The 16769-nt window shown below is 42.4% G+C and carries 11 protein-coding genes; 6 read left to right on the forward strand and 5 right to left on the reverse strand.

Annotated features, from left to right (window positions below; all coding sequences use genetic code 11):
* Window positions 1-33 precede the first annotated feature (33 nt).
* The 6 genes from B050_RS0112180 to B050_RS0112205 all read left to right on the forward strand — a co-directional run bounded on the left by B050_RS0112180 (window position 34) and on the right by B050_RS0112205 (window position 8025).
* Complete coding sequence (locus B050_RS0112180) at window positions 34-750, forward strand: pirin family protein (RefSeq protein ID WP_018474201.1); 717 nt, start codon at window positions 34-36, stop codon at window positions 748-750.
* 139 nt (window positions 751-889) lie between these two features.
* Complete coding sequence (locus B050_RS0112185) at window positions 890-1765, forward strand: inositol oxygenase family protein (protein ID WP_018474202.1); 876 nt, start codon at window positions 890-892, stop codon at window positions 1763-1765.
* A 254-nt stretch (window positions 1766-2019) separates the two neighbouring features.
* Window positions 2020-3159 (forward strand): DUF4856 domain-containing protein, encoded by a 1140-nt coding sequence (locus B050_RS0112190; RefSeq protein ID WP_157492771.1) that lies wholly within the window; start codon window positions 2020-2022, stop codon window positions 3157-3159.
* The gene (locus tag B050_RS0112195; RefSeq protein WP_083923282.1) at window positions 3149-4276 is read left to right on the forward strand and encodes an imelysin family protein; all 1128 of its coding nucleotides are present in this window, start codon (window positions 3149-3151) and stop codon (window positions 4274-4276) included. Before B050_RS0112190 ends, B050_RS0112195 begins: the two co-directional genes overlap by 11 nt.
* A complete protein-coding gene (locus B050_RS0112200; protein ID WP_026235841.1) occupies window positions 4277-5602 on the forward strand; it encodes an HTTM domain-containing protein in 1326 nt (441 codons plus the stop codon). It abuts the gene before it with no gap.
* Window positions 5599-8025, forward strand: a complete 2427-nt coding sequence (locus B050_RS0112205) for a TonB-dependent receptor (protein ID WP_018474206.1) — start codon at window positions 5599-5601, stop codon at window positions 8023-8025. The genes B050_RS0112200 and B050_RS0112205 overlap by 4 nt, the downstream gene beginning before the upstream one ends.
* A gap of 171 nt (window positions 8026-8196) precedes the next feature.
* Here B050_RS0112205 and B050_RS0112215 read toward each other — a convergent pair whose 3' ends face one another.
* The 5 genes from B050_RS0112215 to surE form a co-directional block, all read right to left on the reverse strand.
* The gene (locus B050_RS0112215) at window positions 8197-9861 is read right to left on the reverse strand and encodes a RagB/SusD family nutrient uptake outer membrane protein (protein ID WP_044202341.1); all 1665 of its coding nucleotides are present in this window, start codon (window positions 9859-9861) and stop codon (window positions 8197-8199) included.
* Between the two features lie 4 nt (window positions 9862-9865).
* A complete protein-coding gene (locus tag B050_RS0112220) occupies window positions 9866-13240 on the reverse strand; it encodes a SusC/RagA family TonB-linked outer membrane protein (RefSeq protein ID WP_044202344.1) in 3375 nt (1124 codons plus the stop codon).
* Between the two features lie 257 nt (window positions 13241-13497).
* Window positions 13498-14592: a FecR family protein gene (locus B050_RS0112230; RefSeq protein ID WP_018474211.1), complete on the reverse strand. Its 1095-nt coding sequence runs from the start codon at window positions 14590-14592 to the stop codon at window positions 13498-13500.
* Window positions 14593-14846: 254 nt separating this feature from the next.
* Window positions 14847-15425 (reverse strand): RNA polymerase sigma factor, encoded by a 579-nt coding sequence (locus B050_RS0112235; RefSeq protein WP_018474212.1) that lies wholly within the window; start codon window positions 15423-15425, stop codon window positions 14847-14849.
* 326 nt (window positions 15426-15751) lie between these two features.
* Complete coding sequence (gene surE / locus B050_RS0112240) at window positions 15752-16522, reverse strand: 5'/3'-nucleotidase SurE (protein ID WP_026235843.1); 771 nt, start codon at window positions 16520-16522, stop codon at window positions 15752-15754.
* Window positions 16523-16769: the final 247 nt, after the last annotated feature.

The raw sequence follows: 16769 nt of genomic DNA on the forward strand, positions 1-16769 counted from the left end.
TATCTAGCATATAATCCAGAAACCTTTAAGCCTATGAAATTCATTCATCATCCGGCCGCTTCCCGAGGAAAGGCAGACCATGGCTGGCTCCTATCCTATCATACTTTTAGTTTTGCCAATTTCTATGATCCCCAGCGAATGCAATTTGGTATGCTACGGGTGCTAAATGACGATCAGGTAGCAGCAGGAAGGGGTTTTGGAAGCCATCCTCATCAGAATATGGAGATCATTTCCATCCCTTTGGAGGGAGATTTGGAGCATAAGGATGATATGGGAAATATCACCCTGATCAAGGAAGGAGATATCCAGGTCATGAGTGCGGGGACGGGCCTGGTGCATAGCGAATACAATAAGAGTCACACCAAAGAGGTGAAATTCCTTCAAATATGGGTGATTCCAAATAAACAGAATGTAAGCCCTCGCTACGGGCAGCAGACAATTCCACAACCGATCAAGGACAATGAGCTCATACAAATCCTATCTCCAAATCCTGAGGATGAAGGAGTATGGATTCATCAGCAAGCCTGGTTTCATCTAGGAACCCTAAGCAAGGACTATAGCCTGACTCATAACTTAAAAGATCCTGAGAATAATGGTCTCTACCTATTCGTTCTGGAAGGCAAAGTGGAGATAGATGGGCATACCCTGGAGCGTAGGGATGGCTTCGGTCTATGGGATAGTAAAGATATTACGATCGCTGCCCTCCAATCCTCCAAGCTGCTAGTCATGGAAGTACCCATGAATTCCTAATTTTGACCTTTAAAGAATATGGTGGACGGAGAGGTGAAAAAAATTATGTGCTAAATCAATTTACAAACCTCTATCAGTCTTGTTTTTACAAATCACGATCACTAAATTAGACGCTATTAATCAATAAATAATAACTCCGATGAATGACCTATATACAAATGAAGAACATTCTCCCCTAAAAGATATTGAAGATTGGGAAGCAGACTTGAAGGATAGGTATCCTGATACCGATGCGGAAAAGTCTAAGGAAGAGTATAGAAACTATCTTGATAGTGAGCGCCAGGAGATGGTAAAGAACTTTTATAAGATAAACCATCAGCACCAGACTTTCGAATTTGTACAAGAAAAGGAAAAGGAGTTTCTACAGTTTAACAAGAAGGAGATGGCTTTTTGGGAAGCCGTGGACTTTCTAAATACCTTGGTGGATGATTCGGATCCAGATACAGACCTTGACCAATTGCAGCATTTGCTCCAGACCTCTGAAGCCATTCGTGCAGATGGGCATCCTGACTGGTTTGTATTGACGGGTTTTATTCATGATTTTGGTAAGGTGCTTTGCCTCTTCGATGAGCCTCAGTGGGCCGTGGTGGGGGATACCTTCCCTGTGGGCTGTGCCTTCTCTGACAAAATCGTATTTCCGGAGTTTTTTGAGTTGAATCCAGATTCTCAAAATCCCCTTTACAATACTAAATATGGAGTATATACACCAAACTGTGGCTTGGATCAGGTAAAAATGTCCTGGGGACATGATGAATACCTATACCAAATGGTAAAAGACCATCTTCCAGAGCCCGCCTTATATATGATTCGTTACCATTCTTTCTATTCTCAGCATAGAGAAAATGCCTACGAACACCTAATGAATGAAAAGGATAAGGAGATGTTTGAATGGGTGAAGAAATTTAACCCTTACGATCTTTATTCCAAGCTCCCTACCCCTCCGGATGCCAAGGCTTTGAAGCCTTATTATCAGGAATTGGTAGCCAAATACCTTCCATCGGTATTAAAGTTCTAAGTTTTATAAGCGTATATCATAACAATTTCAAGCTCAGAAATAATATTTCTGAGCTATTTTTTTTCCATTTCTCACCTAGATAAATGCATTTCCGATTGCATTTTTTAAGATAAACGGATCATAATCTACACCAGTGGTGAATATCTCTTTTTACTTTATTTAAAATTAATCCAATTAACTATTGACTATTTTGAATCAATCTATATATTTGCATCATAATTAAAATCAGTCTAAATAAAAAGTCAAGACCCATTATGAAAAAGAGTTATCTACCATTTTTAGGCCTAGCCATGTGTTTTTTTGCCTGTTCTGAAACTGAGGAAACCCCTTCTGTGCAAGTTCCCACGACGTATGAGTTCGAAAGAAATGGAAGTTCTTCAGTTTACTTTCAAGGACAGACTGACCGCTTAGACATGCTCAGCGAGCTAAAATCCTATCTTGCAGAAGGCAATGCCGGAATGGTAATCGAAGCTTCCAAGCTTTTAAGTTTGTATAGCAATGCCAACGCCCCATTTGCTAGCGCTGCGCTAAATGAATCAGGCAAACAATTAGAAAATAAAACCAATCCAGCGGATATTGAATTCATCAAGTCTCTATTAGTACAAGCTGCGGAAGTAAGCAAGGATGTAGCGACTAATAACACTCAGGCTGCCGAAGGCGTGGCAGGAGCTATAGAAAGAGGTACCTCTGGAAAAATCATCAATGTCACTGAAAAAGGTTGGGAATTCACCGAATTCATTGAAAAAGGTGTGATGGGATCTGTTTTTTACCATCAAATCTTCAACGTTTACCTGTCTGAGTCAAAGACAGGAGATGATGTGGACAACGTAAATCTGGAAGATGGTGCCAACTATACTCCAATGGAGCATCATTGGGATGAGGCATTCGGATACTGGGGAGTTCCAGTGGATTTCCCTAATGGCGATCCGGTCCTCGATGATGCACATAAGAGATACTGGGCTAGCTATACCAATGGTAGAGATGCATTATTGGATATCAATACTCCTTTGATGAATGCATATATCACAGGTCGTGCGGCGATCGTGGCCAAAAACAATGGTCTTAAGAATGCTCAAAAACCAATCATCATCGGCTTACATGAATTGGTGGCTGCAGCCACAGCGGTACATTATATCAATAATAGCATGAATAGCCTAAGCACAGGTGATACAGGAAGCTTATTTCATACCCTATCGGAAGCCTATGGTTTCATCAAAGCCATTGGGCAGAGCCCAAATAAGCAACTTTCTCAGGCTAACATCGATGAAATCCTAAATTCTGATTTTGGAACTGAGGGTGATTTCTGGACCATAACTATGGATGGTTTACATGCGGCCAAAGATAAATTGACAAGAGCCTATCCTTCATTAAAGAATGTAGAAGATGAGCTTTAATAGTATAACAAAAACCCTCCTTACAGGTATAGCATCAGCAGTAATTCTGCTGATGCCTTCTTGCGTTACAAGCGAAAATGAAGAGGAAACCTTATCCCTCGATCAGGGACCTTACCTGGAGGATATTGCAGATGATTATATTATCCCGGCCTATAGTAGCTTTTTAGAGAGCTCTATTTCTCTCCAGAAGGAGGTAAATTCTTTTACCGAGCAGCCCTCGCCTAGTACTTATACTTCTCTATCTGAGACATTGATGGACGCCTATTATGAATGGGAAGCTATTGGTTTTTTGGATTTTGGGCCTGCTTTTACCCACACTCTTCGGGCTAATATCAACACCTTTCCTACAGACAATTTCGCTATAGAAATAGCTATTGAGAGTGGTGAAATTGATTTGGACAAGATCAGCTCTTATAATAAGAAGGGCCTTCCTGCCATGGATTACCTTATCAATGGAGCTGCTGCTGAGGAGGTAATCGGAAATTTCACTACAGATCCATTTGCAGAAAATCGCAAAAAATATCTTGTGGCCTTGGCTCAGGATATTGTCGATCGCAGCAACCTGGTAAGCCAAGCTTGGTCCTTTGATGGTGGCAATTACCGAGGCACCTTTATAGGTAATAAAGGCACAGCGGTCGGCTCCTCATTTGGGCTTATGGTAAATTCGCTTTCTCAATACCTGGAATCATTTACCCGCGATGCCCGAATAGGGATTCCATTAGGGAAGCGATCTCAGGGAGTACCTATTCCGAAATCAGTAGAAGGCTATTATTCTCAAAATAGTATTGCCCTGGCCAGCTCTCATATCAATGGTCTTAAGCGATATTATCTGCTTGGCACTAGTTCAAATCATGGTATGGGATTATATGATTATGTCAAGAGCACCAAAGCCAGCTATGGTGAAGAGCTGCTAGCAGATGCTATTCTAAATCAATTTGATGAGGCATTAACAAAGGTAGAAGCCATCAATTTACCTCTCGAGCGAGCAATAACGGAAGAGTATGACTTGGTAAACGAGGCTCATACCGCCCTTCAGAAATTGGTGGTAATGACCAAAGTGGAGATGTCCTCAGCCTTAGGTATTTTAATTTCCTATCAGGATAATGACGGTGATTAAGTGATATCTACCCTAAAAAACATTCTTTCAAAGCCAGTATCCATCGCACCCTTGATAACATTCAGGGTGCTTTTTGGCTTTATGATGTTGTGTAGTATCCTTAGATTTATTACCAAAGGATGGGTATATGAGCAATATATACGTCCAGAATACCATTTTACTTATTACGGTTTCGAGTGGGTACAGGTGCTTCCTCCCCTATTGATGTATGCCATTTTTGGAATAATGGCCCTCGCCGCTTTAGGGATTATGATGGGTTGGGCCTATCATTGGTCTGCGGCGCTATTCTTCCTGACCTTCACCTATGTGGAGCTGATTGACAAAACTTATTATCTTAACCATTATTACTTTGTGAGTGTAATGGCATTGGTACTTGTTTTTCTGCCTTTAGGAAGAGTCTCCTTTTTCAAGCCAAAAGAAGGCCCTATATTCTCCCATATCCCTCAGCTATATTTACTCCTCCCAAAAGTTATAATAGGCCTCGTGTACTTCTATGCCGGTGTCGCAAAACTCAATCCTGAATGGCTTATCGAAGCCCTTCCTCTTAGGATCTGGCTTCCTGCCAACTCTCACCTCCCCCTCGTGGGGCCCATCATGGGCGAACTATGGCTAGCCTATGCCTTTAGTTGGTTTGGAGCGATATATGATTTGAGCATACCTTTTTTATTATGCTATCGCAAAACTAGAAAGTACGCTTTCTTTATGGTCGTAGTATTCCATATGAGCACCTGGCTATTATTTCCAATAGGAATGTTTCCTTTCATAATGATAGCGAGCTCCACCCTGTTTTTTTCCTCCAAATGGCATAGAAGCCTGTGGAGTTTGTTCCCAATAAAGTCTCTCCCAACGGATAGAACCATTTATTACTCAAAGCACTTTAAATCCAAGGCCTTATTACTGGGAGTTTTCTTACTGATACAGGTGTTGCTTCCTTGGCGTTTTTTGGCCTATCCGGGCAAATTATTCTGGACAGAGCAAGGCTACCGATTCAGCTGGCGCGTCATGCTCATGGAAAAAGCCGGCTATGCCATCTTCCATATTACAGACCCCCTTACCGATAGGTCATGGGAAATATATGCTAAGGACTATCTGACTCCTGCGCAAGAAAAACAAATGTCCACCCAGCCAGATATGATACTTCAATTCGCCCATTTTCTGAAAGACAAACTTCGTGAGGAAGGCTTGTCATCCACAGAAATACGAGCAGAAGTTTACGTCAGCCTCAATGGACAAGCCAGCAAATTATTAATCGACCCGAGCCTTGACCTCAGCACCATTCGTGATGATTTTGGTCATAAAACATGGATATTACCTTATTCCCGATGAAACACTATTTAAGCCTTTTCCTCATCCTTCTCAGCTTCTCTGTGCAAGCTCAGATTAGCCTTTCAGGAATCATTAGCCAAAACCAGCAGGTGCTGCCTGGAGCTTTGATCTATATTCCCGGCTCTAGCTTCCAAGCGAGTTCTGATGCCAATGGTTATTATAGACTAAGGGGTATTCCTGCCGGAAAGCACGAGTTGGTTGTCTTCTATACCGGAAATCAAACCCTGCATAAAACGATAAATCTGGATGAAAACTCTGGTGAAGTGACGATGGACTTCAGCATGGAAGAGATCAATGCCGAGTTGGATGATATCACCGTAAGGGATCAGCAGCTTAATCAAATGAGCATTGAGCGGCTCAAGGCTGTGGAGGGCACTAATATTTATGAGGCTAAGAAAACAGAAGTCATCAATCTCCAGGAAATTTCCGCCAACCTGGCGACGAATAATAGTCGTCAGGTATATGCCAAAATTCCCGGGCTTAATATCTATGAAAGCGATGCCGCCGGCCTGCAACTCGGCATTGGTGCGCGAGGACTGGACCCCAACCGTACCTCCAATTTCAATGTAAGACAAAATGGATATGACATTAGCGCAGATGCCTTGGGCTATCCAGAAAGCTACTATACTCCTGCTCTGGAGGCCGTGGAGCGCATCGAGGTGGTCAGGGGCGCTGCCTCCCTGCAATATGGAACACAGTTTGGCGGATTATTGAATTTTCAGATGAAAAGCGGACATCCAGATAAGGAAATTGACGTTCGCTTGCGCAATACTGCCGGTTCCTATGGATTCTATAATACCTTCACCAGCCTAGGTGGAAGCTCCGGAAAATGGAATTACTATGGTTTTTTCCAATATAAAAGAGGAGATGGCTGGAGAGAAAACAGTCAATTCAATTCCAAAATGGCCTATGCCGCAGTAAAATACCAAGCGAATGAAAAGCTCTCCATTGGACTTCAATATACTTATATGAAATACCTAGCGCAGCAGCCAGGTGGACTGACAGACGCCATGTTCAATCAGGATCCACGGCAGTCGATTAGAGATAGAAATTGGTTTCAGGTCAATTGGAATTTGATAGCTAATACCATTGATTATCGGTTTTCGGATCGCTTAAAGTTAAATATCAGAAATTTTGCCCTTATCGGAGGGCGTGATGCCTTGGGGAATTTGGGGCGCATTGACCGCGTGGATGATATGGGTCCTCGTAATTTGTTCGTAGATGACTTCAGTAATTTCGGTTCGGAATCCAGGCTGATGTATCATTATCAGATCAATAATCAGCCCCAGGTGGCACTGATTGGGTTTAGGTATTATAATGGCCTTACCGACCGAAAGCAGGGTCTCGGTGACGATGGCAGCGATGCAAATTTCAGCTTCACAAACCCGGACCATCTGGAGGATTCAGATTATGACTTCCCCGGCAAGAACCTATCGTTTTTCGCCGAGCATATTTTTAATTTGAACCCTAGGTTCAGTGTAACGCCAGGTATGCGAATTGAGCATATCCTTACCGAGGCGGACGGATATTATTCCCAGACCACCAAGGTATTGGATCCCGATACTGGCTTTGCTGTGGACTCGACCTATCAGGTGCAGGAGTACAAAAGCAATAGCAGAACCTTCGCCTTTGCAGGCATAGGCCTGAGTTATAAACCCAATGAATTTTTAGAGGTATATTCTAATTTTTCCCAAAACTATCGCTCCATCAATTTCAATGATATTCGGGTAAACAACCCCAACCTAGTGGTGGATGAAAATATCAAGGATGAAAGCGGATATAATTTTGACTTAGGTTTCCGAGGAAGTGGAAGTCCTAATAAATATAATTTTGACCTGAGCTTCTTCTACCTCCGATACAATGACCGCATAGGGGCTATCCTACAGGTGGACCCGGAAAATTTCAGGATTTATCGCTACCGGACCAATATTGCCGATGCTTATAGCATGGGCTTAGAGGCATTTGGTGAAGTAAACCTTAAAGAAACCTTTATTAAATCCCTGCCCATCGATGTTAATGTCTTCGCAAACTTCTCTGTGATCAATGCTAAATACCTAAAGAGCAGCGAAAGAAGTGTGGAAGGCAATCAGGTGGAGCTGGTACCTCCCTTTAGTCTCCGCCCTGGTCTTACGCTAGGAAAAGACCATTGGAAGCTAACCTATCAATATGCTTACGTACAGGAGCATTATACCGATGCTTCTAATGCGGTACAGACGGCCACAGCAGTGGAAGGGATCATCCCCTCCTATTCCGTAATGGATATCTCGGCCTTCTATAGATGGAAGAGGTATAAAGTCGAAGGCTCTATTAATAATTTAACCAACAATATGTACTTTACCCGCAGAGCGGCAGGATACCCTGGCCCGGGAATAATACCATCGGACGGCAGGTCTTTCTTTCTTACTTTGGAGATCAATATTTAGGAGAATTAGGCCTGAACAAAGCTCTGGGAATCATCTACTCCTACCAAGGATCGATAAGATTAGATTTACCTGATTGTCATCTTCCTTAATTCCATCATCCATCAAAAAATAATGGCCAGTCATTGTCTAATGACTGGCCAATTTTTAGATTAATCAATTTAGAGCAAGTTTTTAGTCTGCCAAATTAGGGTTGATATTTACCTCAGATTCAGGGATAGGCCACAGGTAATCGGTGGATCTAAACGCCTTAGAAGTCACATACCATCTGAATTGCGGATCTAGTTTCTTAGAAGTGCTGGCATATTTTTCAGAATCCGGGAAAGGTGCTCCCCAGAAATCGCCGCTTAGGGCCTCTGCACCGATTTCCCATCGGAATATATCCCACAATCTGCTTCCTTCAAAAGCCAATTCTATTCGTCTTTCGTTTCGAAGAATCCCTCTAAGCGCATCAGGGTTGGTCTCCTGGATGGGAGGAAGCCCTACGGAGGCTCTGCCACGCACAGCATTGATGGTCAGATCCAATAGTGATTGATCAATAGCAACTCCAGCCTCAAGCTGAGCCTCCAAAAACCCCAGCAAAACCTCTGCATACCTGATGACTGGGATATTGCCTCCGTAATCTGTTCTTAGGTTTCCGCTAAAGGACTCGTCAAAGTACTTTCTAAGACCGTATCCCGTTCGGGTAGCCTGCTTAGAATACGTAAGTTGATCCACAGACCCTACATGATCTGGGTGGCAATCATAGATATTAGAGCCAAACATGGACCCATCCCAGAGGAAATTATAGCGGAATCTCGGATCTCTATTTTCGCCCATATCGGCATAGTTGAAGCGTGGATCATCATATGACAGTGGGCTGCCATCATCGAAACCATAAGCATCCGTCAAGCTACCTAGAGGATTGATAAAGTGCCATCCACCAGCAGCAGCTGGATAAGCATGTTGCGGAAGGGCATTTGGTGCCTGACCGGAGATAAACTGCACGCTAAAGATGTTTTCTGCACTATTTTCACCTTCTGTATTGAACAATGCCTGATACTCAGGGTCAATGATATTGTCTCCGAAGTCAATGATTTGCTTATATGTAGCAGCAGCTTCAGTAAAGCGTTTTTCGCTAAGGTACATTCTTCCCAAAAAGGCCAATGCCGCTTGCTTGGAAGCACGTCCCATTTCAGAGGCTTGCAGTTCGCCATAAGTTGGCAGATCAGCCACCGCAGCATTCAGCTCATCAATGACAAATTGCACGATTTCAGCCTTGCCAGCTTTCACCACGGAATTGGCTTCCTCAGGGGTCAGCGTCTGCGTAACCAATGGTACCGAGCCCCAAAACTGGGACATATAGAAATACTGTGTGGCTCTAATGAAGCGCGCTTCGGCAGCCATACGCTGGATTTTAACCACATCCATATTCACAGATTCTATATTTTCCAGGAAGTCATTACAGATGGTTATTCTCTTATACGATCCCTCCCAATAGCCTTTTACCACATTATTGTTGGGTAGCAGGGTGCCATCAGTAAGTCTATTAATGGTGGAATTGTCCCCTCGACGGTCATAGCCATTGTCTGTGGCCAGATCCATGAATATTATTCCACAATACGTCCACCAGTCGGAAGGCACTACCTGAGTACCATATTCTATTCCTCCCCGATACATCCCTGTCAAAGCAATTAATGCATCAGATTCTGTCTTCCAGAAGTTCTCCTTTGCAAATGCATTGGTGGGGTACTGCTCCAGTTTGCTCTCACAGGCACTGAATAATACGATGCTGCAAAGCAAGGTCATGAGCCCTGCATATCTATTTGTCTTTCTTCTTGATATTTCGAAAATTGTCATGTCCTTAAAATTTAATGTTTACACCAAGAGTATAAGTAGCCAGGATAGGATAATAAGCCCCAGAAGTATTGATCTCTGGATCCCAACCCTGTCTATAGGAGTTTAAGGAGAAGAGGTTTTCACCACTTACATATACTCTGCCAGTTCCCAATCCTAGCTTATCCAAGGTTCCCTTTGGAAGGGTATAACCCATTTGAAGGTTTTTAAGTCTCAGGTAAGAGGCGTTCATCACCCAGAAATCAGACAATTGGGTGTTGGCAGTTCCACTATTAGTGAGTACTTCCAGCCTTGGATAATCTGGATATCGCTCAGGGCTATCAGGGTTATATCTTCCCTCCATTTGCCATCTTTGGATATTTCCCAGGTTAAAGAAAGCTAAGCCGGCATAGTTGTCCAACAGCCCGTTTACCCCTGCCGCTCCCTGCATCAATGCAGAAAAATCAAAGCTTTTGTATTTAAATCCTAAATTCAAGCCAAAGGTATATTTAGGAATACGACTACCTAAGAAGGTCTTATCATAAGTAGGATCCACTTTGCCGTCAGGCACTCCATCAGGTCCACTGATATCTTGGAATCGTATATCTCCCGCTTGGGAATTTGGGTTTACCGCCTTCTGATCTGCCCAGGCAGCCACATCATCTGCACTGAGGAATACTCCATCAGACTTATACCCATAATACATCTCCATTGGGTAACCGATGAATAGATTGGAGCCATTGCCCACATATCCATTTGGCTGCTCGACATTGCCCAGACCAAGGGTAATCACCTCATTATTGATCAATGAGAAATTAGCAGCAATGGTATATTCGAAGTCTCCTCTACGGTCTCTAAATCCTAAGTCAAACTCAAAACCAGAGTTTTTAGCTTCCCCTGTATTGGTTTCGCTCATGTCCACGCCCAAAACAGTCGATACACTGGCCGTTGGCTTAAAGAGAATATCGGAGGTATTTCTGCTAAAATAACTGACGTTGAAGGTCAGCTTGCCTTCCAAGAAGCCTGCCTCAACCCCAAAATCAGTGGTCTGAGTAGATTCCCATTTTATATTCTCATCCTTATACGTGGAATAGGCTGCACCTGTGGAGATATTACCGCCAAAAGGATAATTTCTCGAAGACTCCAGCACCCGCTGATAAGGGTAATTACCTATATTTTGGTTTCCTAATACCCCTATAGAAGCTTTCACTTTCAAGTCAGACACCCATGAGACGTTCTCAAAGAAGTCCTCCTCCGAAATTCTCCAGCCCACCGCCATAGAAGGAAATAGGGCATATTTATTACTCTGAGGAAATCTAGAAGACCCATCGTACCTGAGCGTGGCCTCCAAAAGGTATCTTTCATCATGGTTAAATTTCACCCGGGTAAAGAGCGATTGGATCGCCCATTCATCATCATAACCACCAGTAAGCTGATTATCTGCGCCACCCATACCGATTACAGTGTAATCATTGGAAGGGAAATCTTGTCTATATCCTGTGAAATAGCTTTTAAACTGATTTTCGAAAGAATAGCCTACCAGGATGTCCAGGGAATTAGCATTGAATTTTTTGGAGTATTCACCTAAAAACTGTGCCGTGCGATAGATGTCTTTATTGCTGAACTGGTTCAGGTAAGACTGAGCATGATATACCTGATCATTAAGCCGCTGCGAGGCCAGATAAGATCGCTCTTCAAACAAGGCAAAGGTATAACCCCCAATTGCCGAAAACACCAAACCTTCAATTGGCTTCCAGTCCAGCTTCATATTTATCCCTCCTCTGGTTTTGGGATTGATAAGATAGGAATCTGATTGCAACCAGGATACAGGTGTTCCGCCACTTTCAGGGCCTATGCCAAAATCACCATTGGAAGCCTGACCTAGATATACCGCTGGATAACGAACCGCATTTTGAATCAGTTGAGAAGATAAATCCCCTCCTTTATTGGCGGTAGCCTGTGGTTCATTTCTCTCCTCATACGATCCAAATAGTCTAGTGCTCAGCGTAAAATTACTCCCAAGATCACTTTCTAAATTCAACCTTAAATTGTACCGCTTGAAATTATTCTTCTCAATAATCCCTTGCTGACTCAGATAGCCACCAGAAAGGAAATATTTATGAGATTCACCACTACCAGTAAGGGAAAGATTATGCCCGGTTTGTACGCCCTTGCGGGAAAATAAACCATCGAGGAATTTAGTGTTTGGGAAATTATCTGGGTCAGATCCAGACTTAAATTTAGCAATGTCATCTTCAGAGAAACTATTACTTCCGGAAGCTATATTATACATTTCTGCATATTCCCATGAATTCACCAAATCAGGTAACTCAGTAGCCTCGTTGAAGCCTATATAGCCATTATATCCAATCGTTAATTTCTTTTTCCCACCATTTTTGGTCGTTACCAAAACCACTCCATTGGCTGCTCTGGCTCCATAAATTGCCGCTGAGGAAGCGTCCTTCAGCACAGAAATCGTCTGAATATCGTTGGGGTTGATATCATTTAAGGTACCAGGGATCCCATCGATAATAACCAATGCATCCGGTGTGGCTCCAAAGGATCCCACACCACGCACGCGGATGGTCCCTCCGCTATCTCCAGGTCTCCCTGAGCGCTGGATTACGGTCACACCTGGCATCTGCCCAGCCAAAGCTTGGCTTACTTCAGGCACAGGTCGGTTTTCTAAAGCCTCAGAGGTCACCTGAGATACAGAGCCGATCACATTGACCTTCTTCTGAGTACCATATCCTACGACTACGACCTCCTCTAGAGATTCCATATTCTCCTCCAAAGTGATATTTATAATACTCTGGCCCGTGATAGCTACCGACTGACTATTGAAGCCCACAAAGGAAAACACCAAGGTGGATCCTTCGGGAATGGAAATGGTATAATTTCCATCAATATCAGTAACTGTTCCGATGCCCGTGCCGGGAATGGAAACGGTGACTCCAGGAATAGGATCTCCATTGACATCCTTTACTTGCCCGGATATCGAGACCTCATCAGCAGACTGCACCAATTCGCTTTGACTCTTATCTGCTTTTTTGACGTGGATATTCTTATCCACCTGCTTAAAACTCAGATTGGCCTGACCACCTATTTCCACCAAAACAGTGTAAAGACTCTTGCCCTCCCCATCAAAAGAGATGAGCGGAAGCCCTTTGATTTCTCTGCTGGTGAATACGAAATTATAATCGGTATTCTTCTGAATCTCCTTAAAGGCCTTTTCAATCTCACTATTTTCCATAGAAAAATTGACCTTAACTTCCTCAATGCTCTTTACTTGAGCGCTTCCTTCCATCGCCAAAATGAAACTCATCGTCAGGCATTGGACTATTATTGATATTGTAAACAACTTGGTCATGTACACAACATACTTAGGTATGGGTTTTTTCATATTCTTACATGGTTAATTTAGGTTTTTCAAACAAAATTAGATTCACATTCAGGCTAGCGGAGACCACCGTCTCAGCAAACCTGCATTAACTCGGTAGCTCCCTCTACTTGGATTTCTCATTGCCAATGCTTTAATGTAGATGGGCAAGAAAAATGATTTATTGGGATTCCCCGAATTCACATTTCCCATCAGTATTAAGCCACTTATGGGTTATGCTTTGAGAGATTTTAAGTTTTATTCATAGGCTTATTTTTGGGTTAATGAAAAGTCAAAAAGACCTGGTCCTTATCTATTATAAATTTAAATCGGGCGGAATAACTCAAGCCTTCCAGTACATTGAGCAAGGTCTGATCGCGAAACCAGGCTGAAACTAGCAGGTCTTTGGAAGGTTGATTTATGAATATTACCTTTACGCCATACCAATTTTCCAGTATTCTGGTCACCTCATCCATCGGGGTATAGTCAAAGAAGATGGTTTTCCGAGTCCAGGCCAGTTTGATATGTTCATCGAATTTAATGCGCTTGACTTCTTCTTCCCTGAGGTCTATTTTTAATCCCTCCCCAGCGTCTAAATGAAGCTTTCTTGGAGAGGAACTCTCCAGGTCAAGGTCCACTTCTACTTTTCCTGTCACCAGGGAGATATTCAGGTCTTCATTCTCATAAGCTTCAATATTAAAGGAGGTTCCTAGTGCTCGCGTCACCACAGCGCCTGTTTTGACAGAAAAAGGCCGTAAACTGTCCCTTGCCACTTCAAAAAACGCTTCTCCATACAACTCCAATTCCCGTTTGTCTGCAGAAAAATTCTTAGCGTATATCAGTGTACTGCCGGAGTTCAAAATCACCTTAGACCCATCCTGAAGGGTCAGGTTAGACTTTACACCCGGCGGAGCATAGTGCTCTTCATACACTATAGGCTCGAGCGGAAGAGGGATTGGAGGGGAAGGAAGGGCTAAATTTATCGTAATGGCCATCGCAAAACATAGAAATATAATCCCCGCCCAGCGTAGGACAAATGGGTATTTATTTTCCTTGGGATAATGAATTTGATATTTCTTGATGCTGCTTAATGCATCCAAAGGAACGACTTTTCCTTCAGGAGCTGTGTTCTCGTCTATTAAGCCACTTTCAATATTCTCCCATATAGCTTCAAGAAATTCATCCTCGACAGTGGGAAGGTCACGCGATATATTCAACAGCAATGTTCTGGCTATGTTGATATCCTGTGCCTTATTCGGGTGATTTGCCAAAAAGCTATCCCAATAGAGCTTAAGCTCTTTAGTGGGAGCCAAGACCCATTCTTTAAAGTCTGGGTCGAGAACAAAATCTTCTATGGTGTACTTACTTCTATCCATTATTATTTAACTACAATTACAAAGAGTAGCAAAACATTAAAAGTTATCCTTGCTTAAAGAATAATTTTCAAACTTTTTTGAGATAATGGGCAAGTAATGCCTTCTATCATTTATAATTAGCTGGAAATAAACGGGATAGAAAACTTTTAGCCTGACGGCCAAAATTTATATTCCTTATGAAAAAACATGAGAACTCCTCAGAGAACAAATACGATGGAACGAAAAACAGTAAAAGGTAGAAATGTAAAAAAGCTTCAGCTCATGGATTTTTTCAGACTAGAGATGGCCTTCCAGGCAAGAGTATATACCGAACGCAGGTTGATCCCCATCAATTTGGAGGTTTCTTCGTAGGAAAAATTCTCAAAAAACAGATACTGAATAACCTCCTTCTGCCTGATCGGAAGCTCCTTTAGTTTATAGGCCAATTTCCTTTGCAATAAGTCCTCGCGTTGAAAATTGATCAGAAAGCTCTCGTTTGACTCCGAGCTATAGCAGGCCTCTACTGATTCTAAGGATTCAATAGATTCCTCAATGGTCCATTTAAACTCCTTCTTATGCTCCTTATAAATTTTATTTCTGAGGGATTTGAAAAAATAAAGTTTGATGTTTTCGACGGCTGGCAGGCTCTGGTGATATTTCCAAAGGTCAATATATACCTCCTGCACACAATCCTGAATAAACTCCCTATTAGAATTTATCGTCAGGCCATGGATGAAAAGCATTTTGGAGTAATGACGGTACAGCCCTGCCAGGCCGGCTTTGTCACCACTGCGCAGCTGCTTCCAAAGCAGATCAATGTCATATAGATCAATTTGGCCTTTGAGGTTTTTCAAAATAGGTAATTTTGGGAATTTGCAATTTGACAATAATTATAAAGATATTTTCATTAGGTACCAAAAAAATGATAAATCTATACTTTTATTTATCTCTAGCTGATTATTAACTATCAGTACTTAAGGGATTTGAATATTTTTTTTCCAAAAAAAACCACCCAAAGATCCTCTCCCCGGGTGGTTTCAATGTCATTTAAAATAAAGGTACTTCTATCAATGAGAACCTCTTATAAGTCGTGATTCTCCCCTTCTAATAGTGATAGCTAAGCTTAAAGTAAAGAATAAACTAATATTCCATTACCACTAGTAAATCAATCAGTTATAATTTACAAATCCCAGTTTTCGTTAAGCTGGGTTATGGCATGGTAGGCAGTAAGGTCAAACTGACAAGGGACAACAGAAGCATAATTATTTGCAATAGCCCATTCGTCATTATCTTCTCCTTTGTCAAAATTCACAAAATTACCGGCCATCCAGAAGTATTTCCTTCCATTGGGGTCATAGCGCTCGTCAAATTGCTCCTGCCATTTGGCTCTGGCTTGTCTGCAAAGTTTCACTCCTTTGATGGGTTCATTTCTTTTTGGAGGGAAATTGACATTCAAGGCAGTCCCTTTGGGCATACCATGATCAAGGACATGTTTAGCTATCTTATACACATATTCCTCAACATGCGAAAAATCCGCTTGAGCACCATAATCACACAGGCTAAATCCAATGGATGGATAGCCTTCGATGGCCCCTTCAATGGCGGCAGACATGGTGCCAGAGTAGAGAACCGAGATGCTGGTATTGCTGCCATGGTTGATTCCACTGACGATCAGGTCAGGCTTGCGATCATGAAATACATAATGCTTGGCCAGTTTGACACAGTCTGCAGGCGTTCCGCTAGACTTATACGCTTCCACATCTTCGAAAATTTCCTCTTCATCTAGACGAAGGGTATTACCAATGGTGATGGCATGGCCCATGCCCGATTGGGGACTGTCAGGAGCCACCACGACCACCTCACCTAATTTTTTCATTACACTGACTAATACTCTAATTCCACGTGAAGTGATACCGTCGTCATTTGAAACTAAAATAAGTGGCTTGCTCATTCAATAAATTTTTATGGGTTAAAAAAAAATAATTAATAGTTGATCCTCGGGAAGGGCGAAATCATCAGGATAAGCGGCTATTTGTTTTCTTCATTCACAGGATGAAGACAGAACTTATTGGGTATTCATCAGGGTCAATAAATACATCATTCGTCCCATTCCACAGTTCAAATATAAGGAATCGATAAAGGAAACCAGCCCTAAAACAAAAAATGATGGAAAGTATATTCCCATCATTTTTATAAGC

Source organism: Echinicola pacifica DSM 19836 (assembly GCF_000373245.1).
GTDB classification, from domain to species: Bacteria; Bacteroidota; Bacteroidia; order Cytophagales; family Cyclobacteriaceae; genus Echinicola; species Echinicola pacifica.

Bases quoted from the DNA above. Each gene is read 5' to 3' on its own strand.
- B050_RS0112180 (WP_018474201.1), top strand. From the start codon at position 34: ATGAAATTCATTCATCATCCGGCCGCTTCCCGAGGAAAGGCAGACCAT.
- B050_RS0112185 (WP_018474202.1), top strand. From the start codon at position 890: ATGAATGACCTATATACAAATGAAGAACATTCTCCCCTAAAAGATATT.
- B050_RS0112190 (WP_157492771.1), top strand. From the start codon at position 2,020: ATGAAAAAGAGTTATCTACCATTTTTAGGCCTAGCCATGTGTTTTTTT.
- B050_RS0112195 (WP_083923282.1), top strand. From the start codon at position 3,149: ATGAGCTTTAATAGTATAACAAAAACCCTCCTTACAGGTATAGCATCA.
- B050_RS0112205 (WP_018474206.1), top strand. From the start codon at position 5,599: ATGAAACACTATTTAAGCCTTTTCCTCATCCTTCTCAGCTTCTCTGTG.
- B050_RS0112215 (WP_044202341.1), bottom strand. From the start codon at position 9,861: ATGACAATTTTCGAAATATCAAGAAGAAAGACAAATAGATATGCAGGG.
- B050_RS0112220 (WP_044202344.1), bottom strand. From the start codon at position 13,240: ATGAAAAAACCCATACCTAAGTATGTTGTGTACATGACCAAGTTGTTT.
- B050_RS0112230 (WP_018474211.1), bottom strand. From the start codon at position 14,592: ATGGATAGAAGTAAGTACACCATAGAAGATTTTGTTCTCGACCCAGAC.
- surE (WP_026235843.1), bottom strand. From the start codon at position 16,522: ATGAGCAAGCCACTTATTTTAGTTTCAAATGACGACGGTATCACTTCA.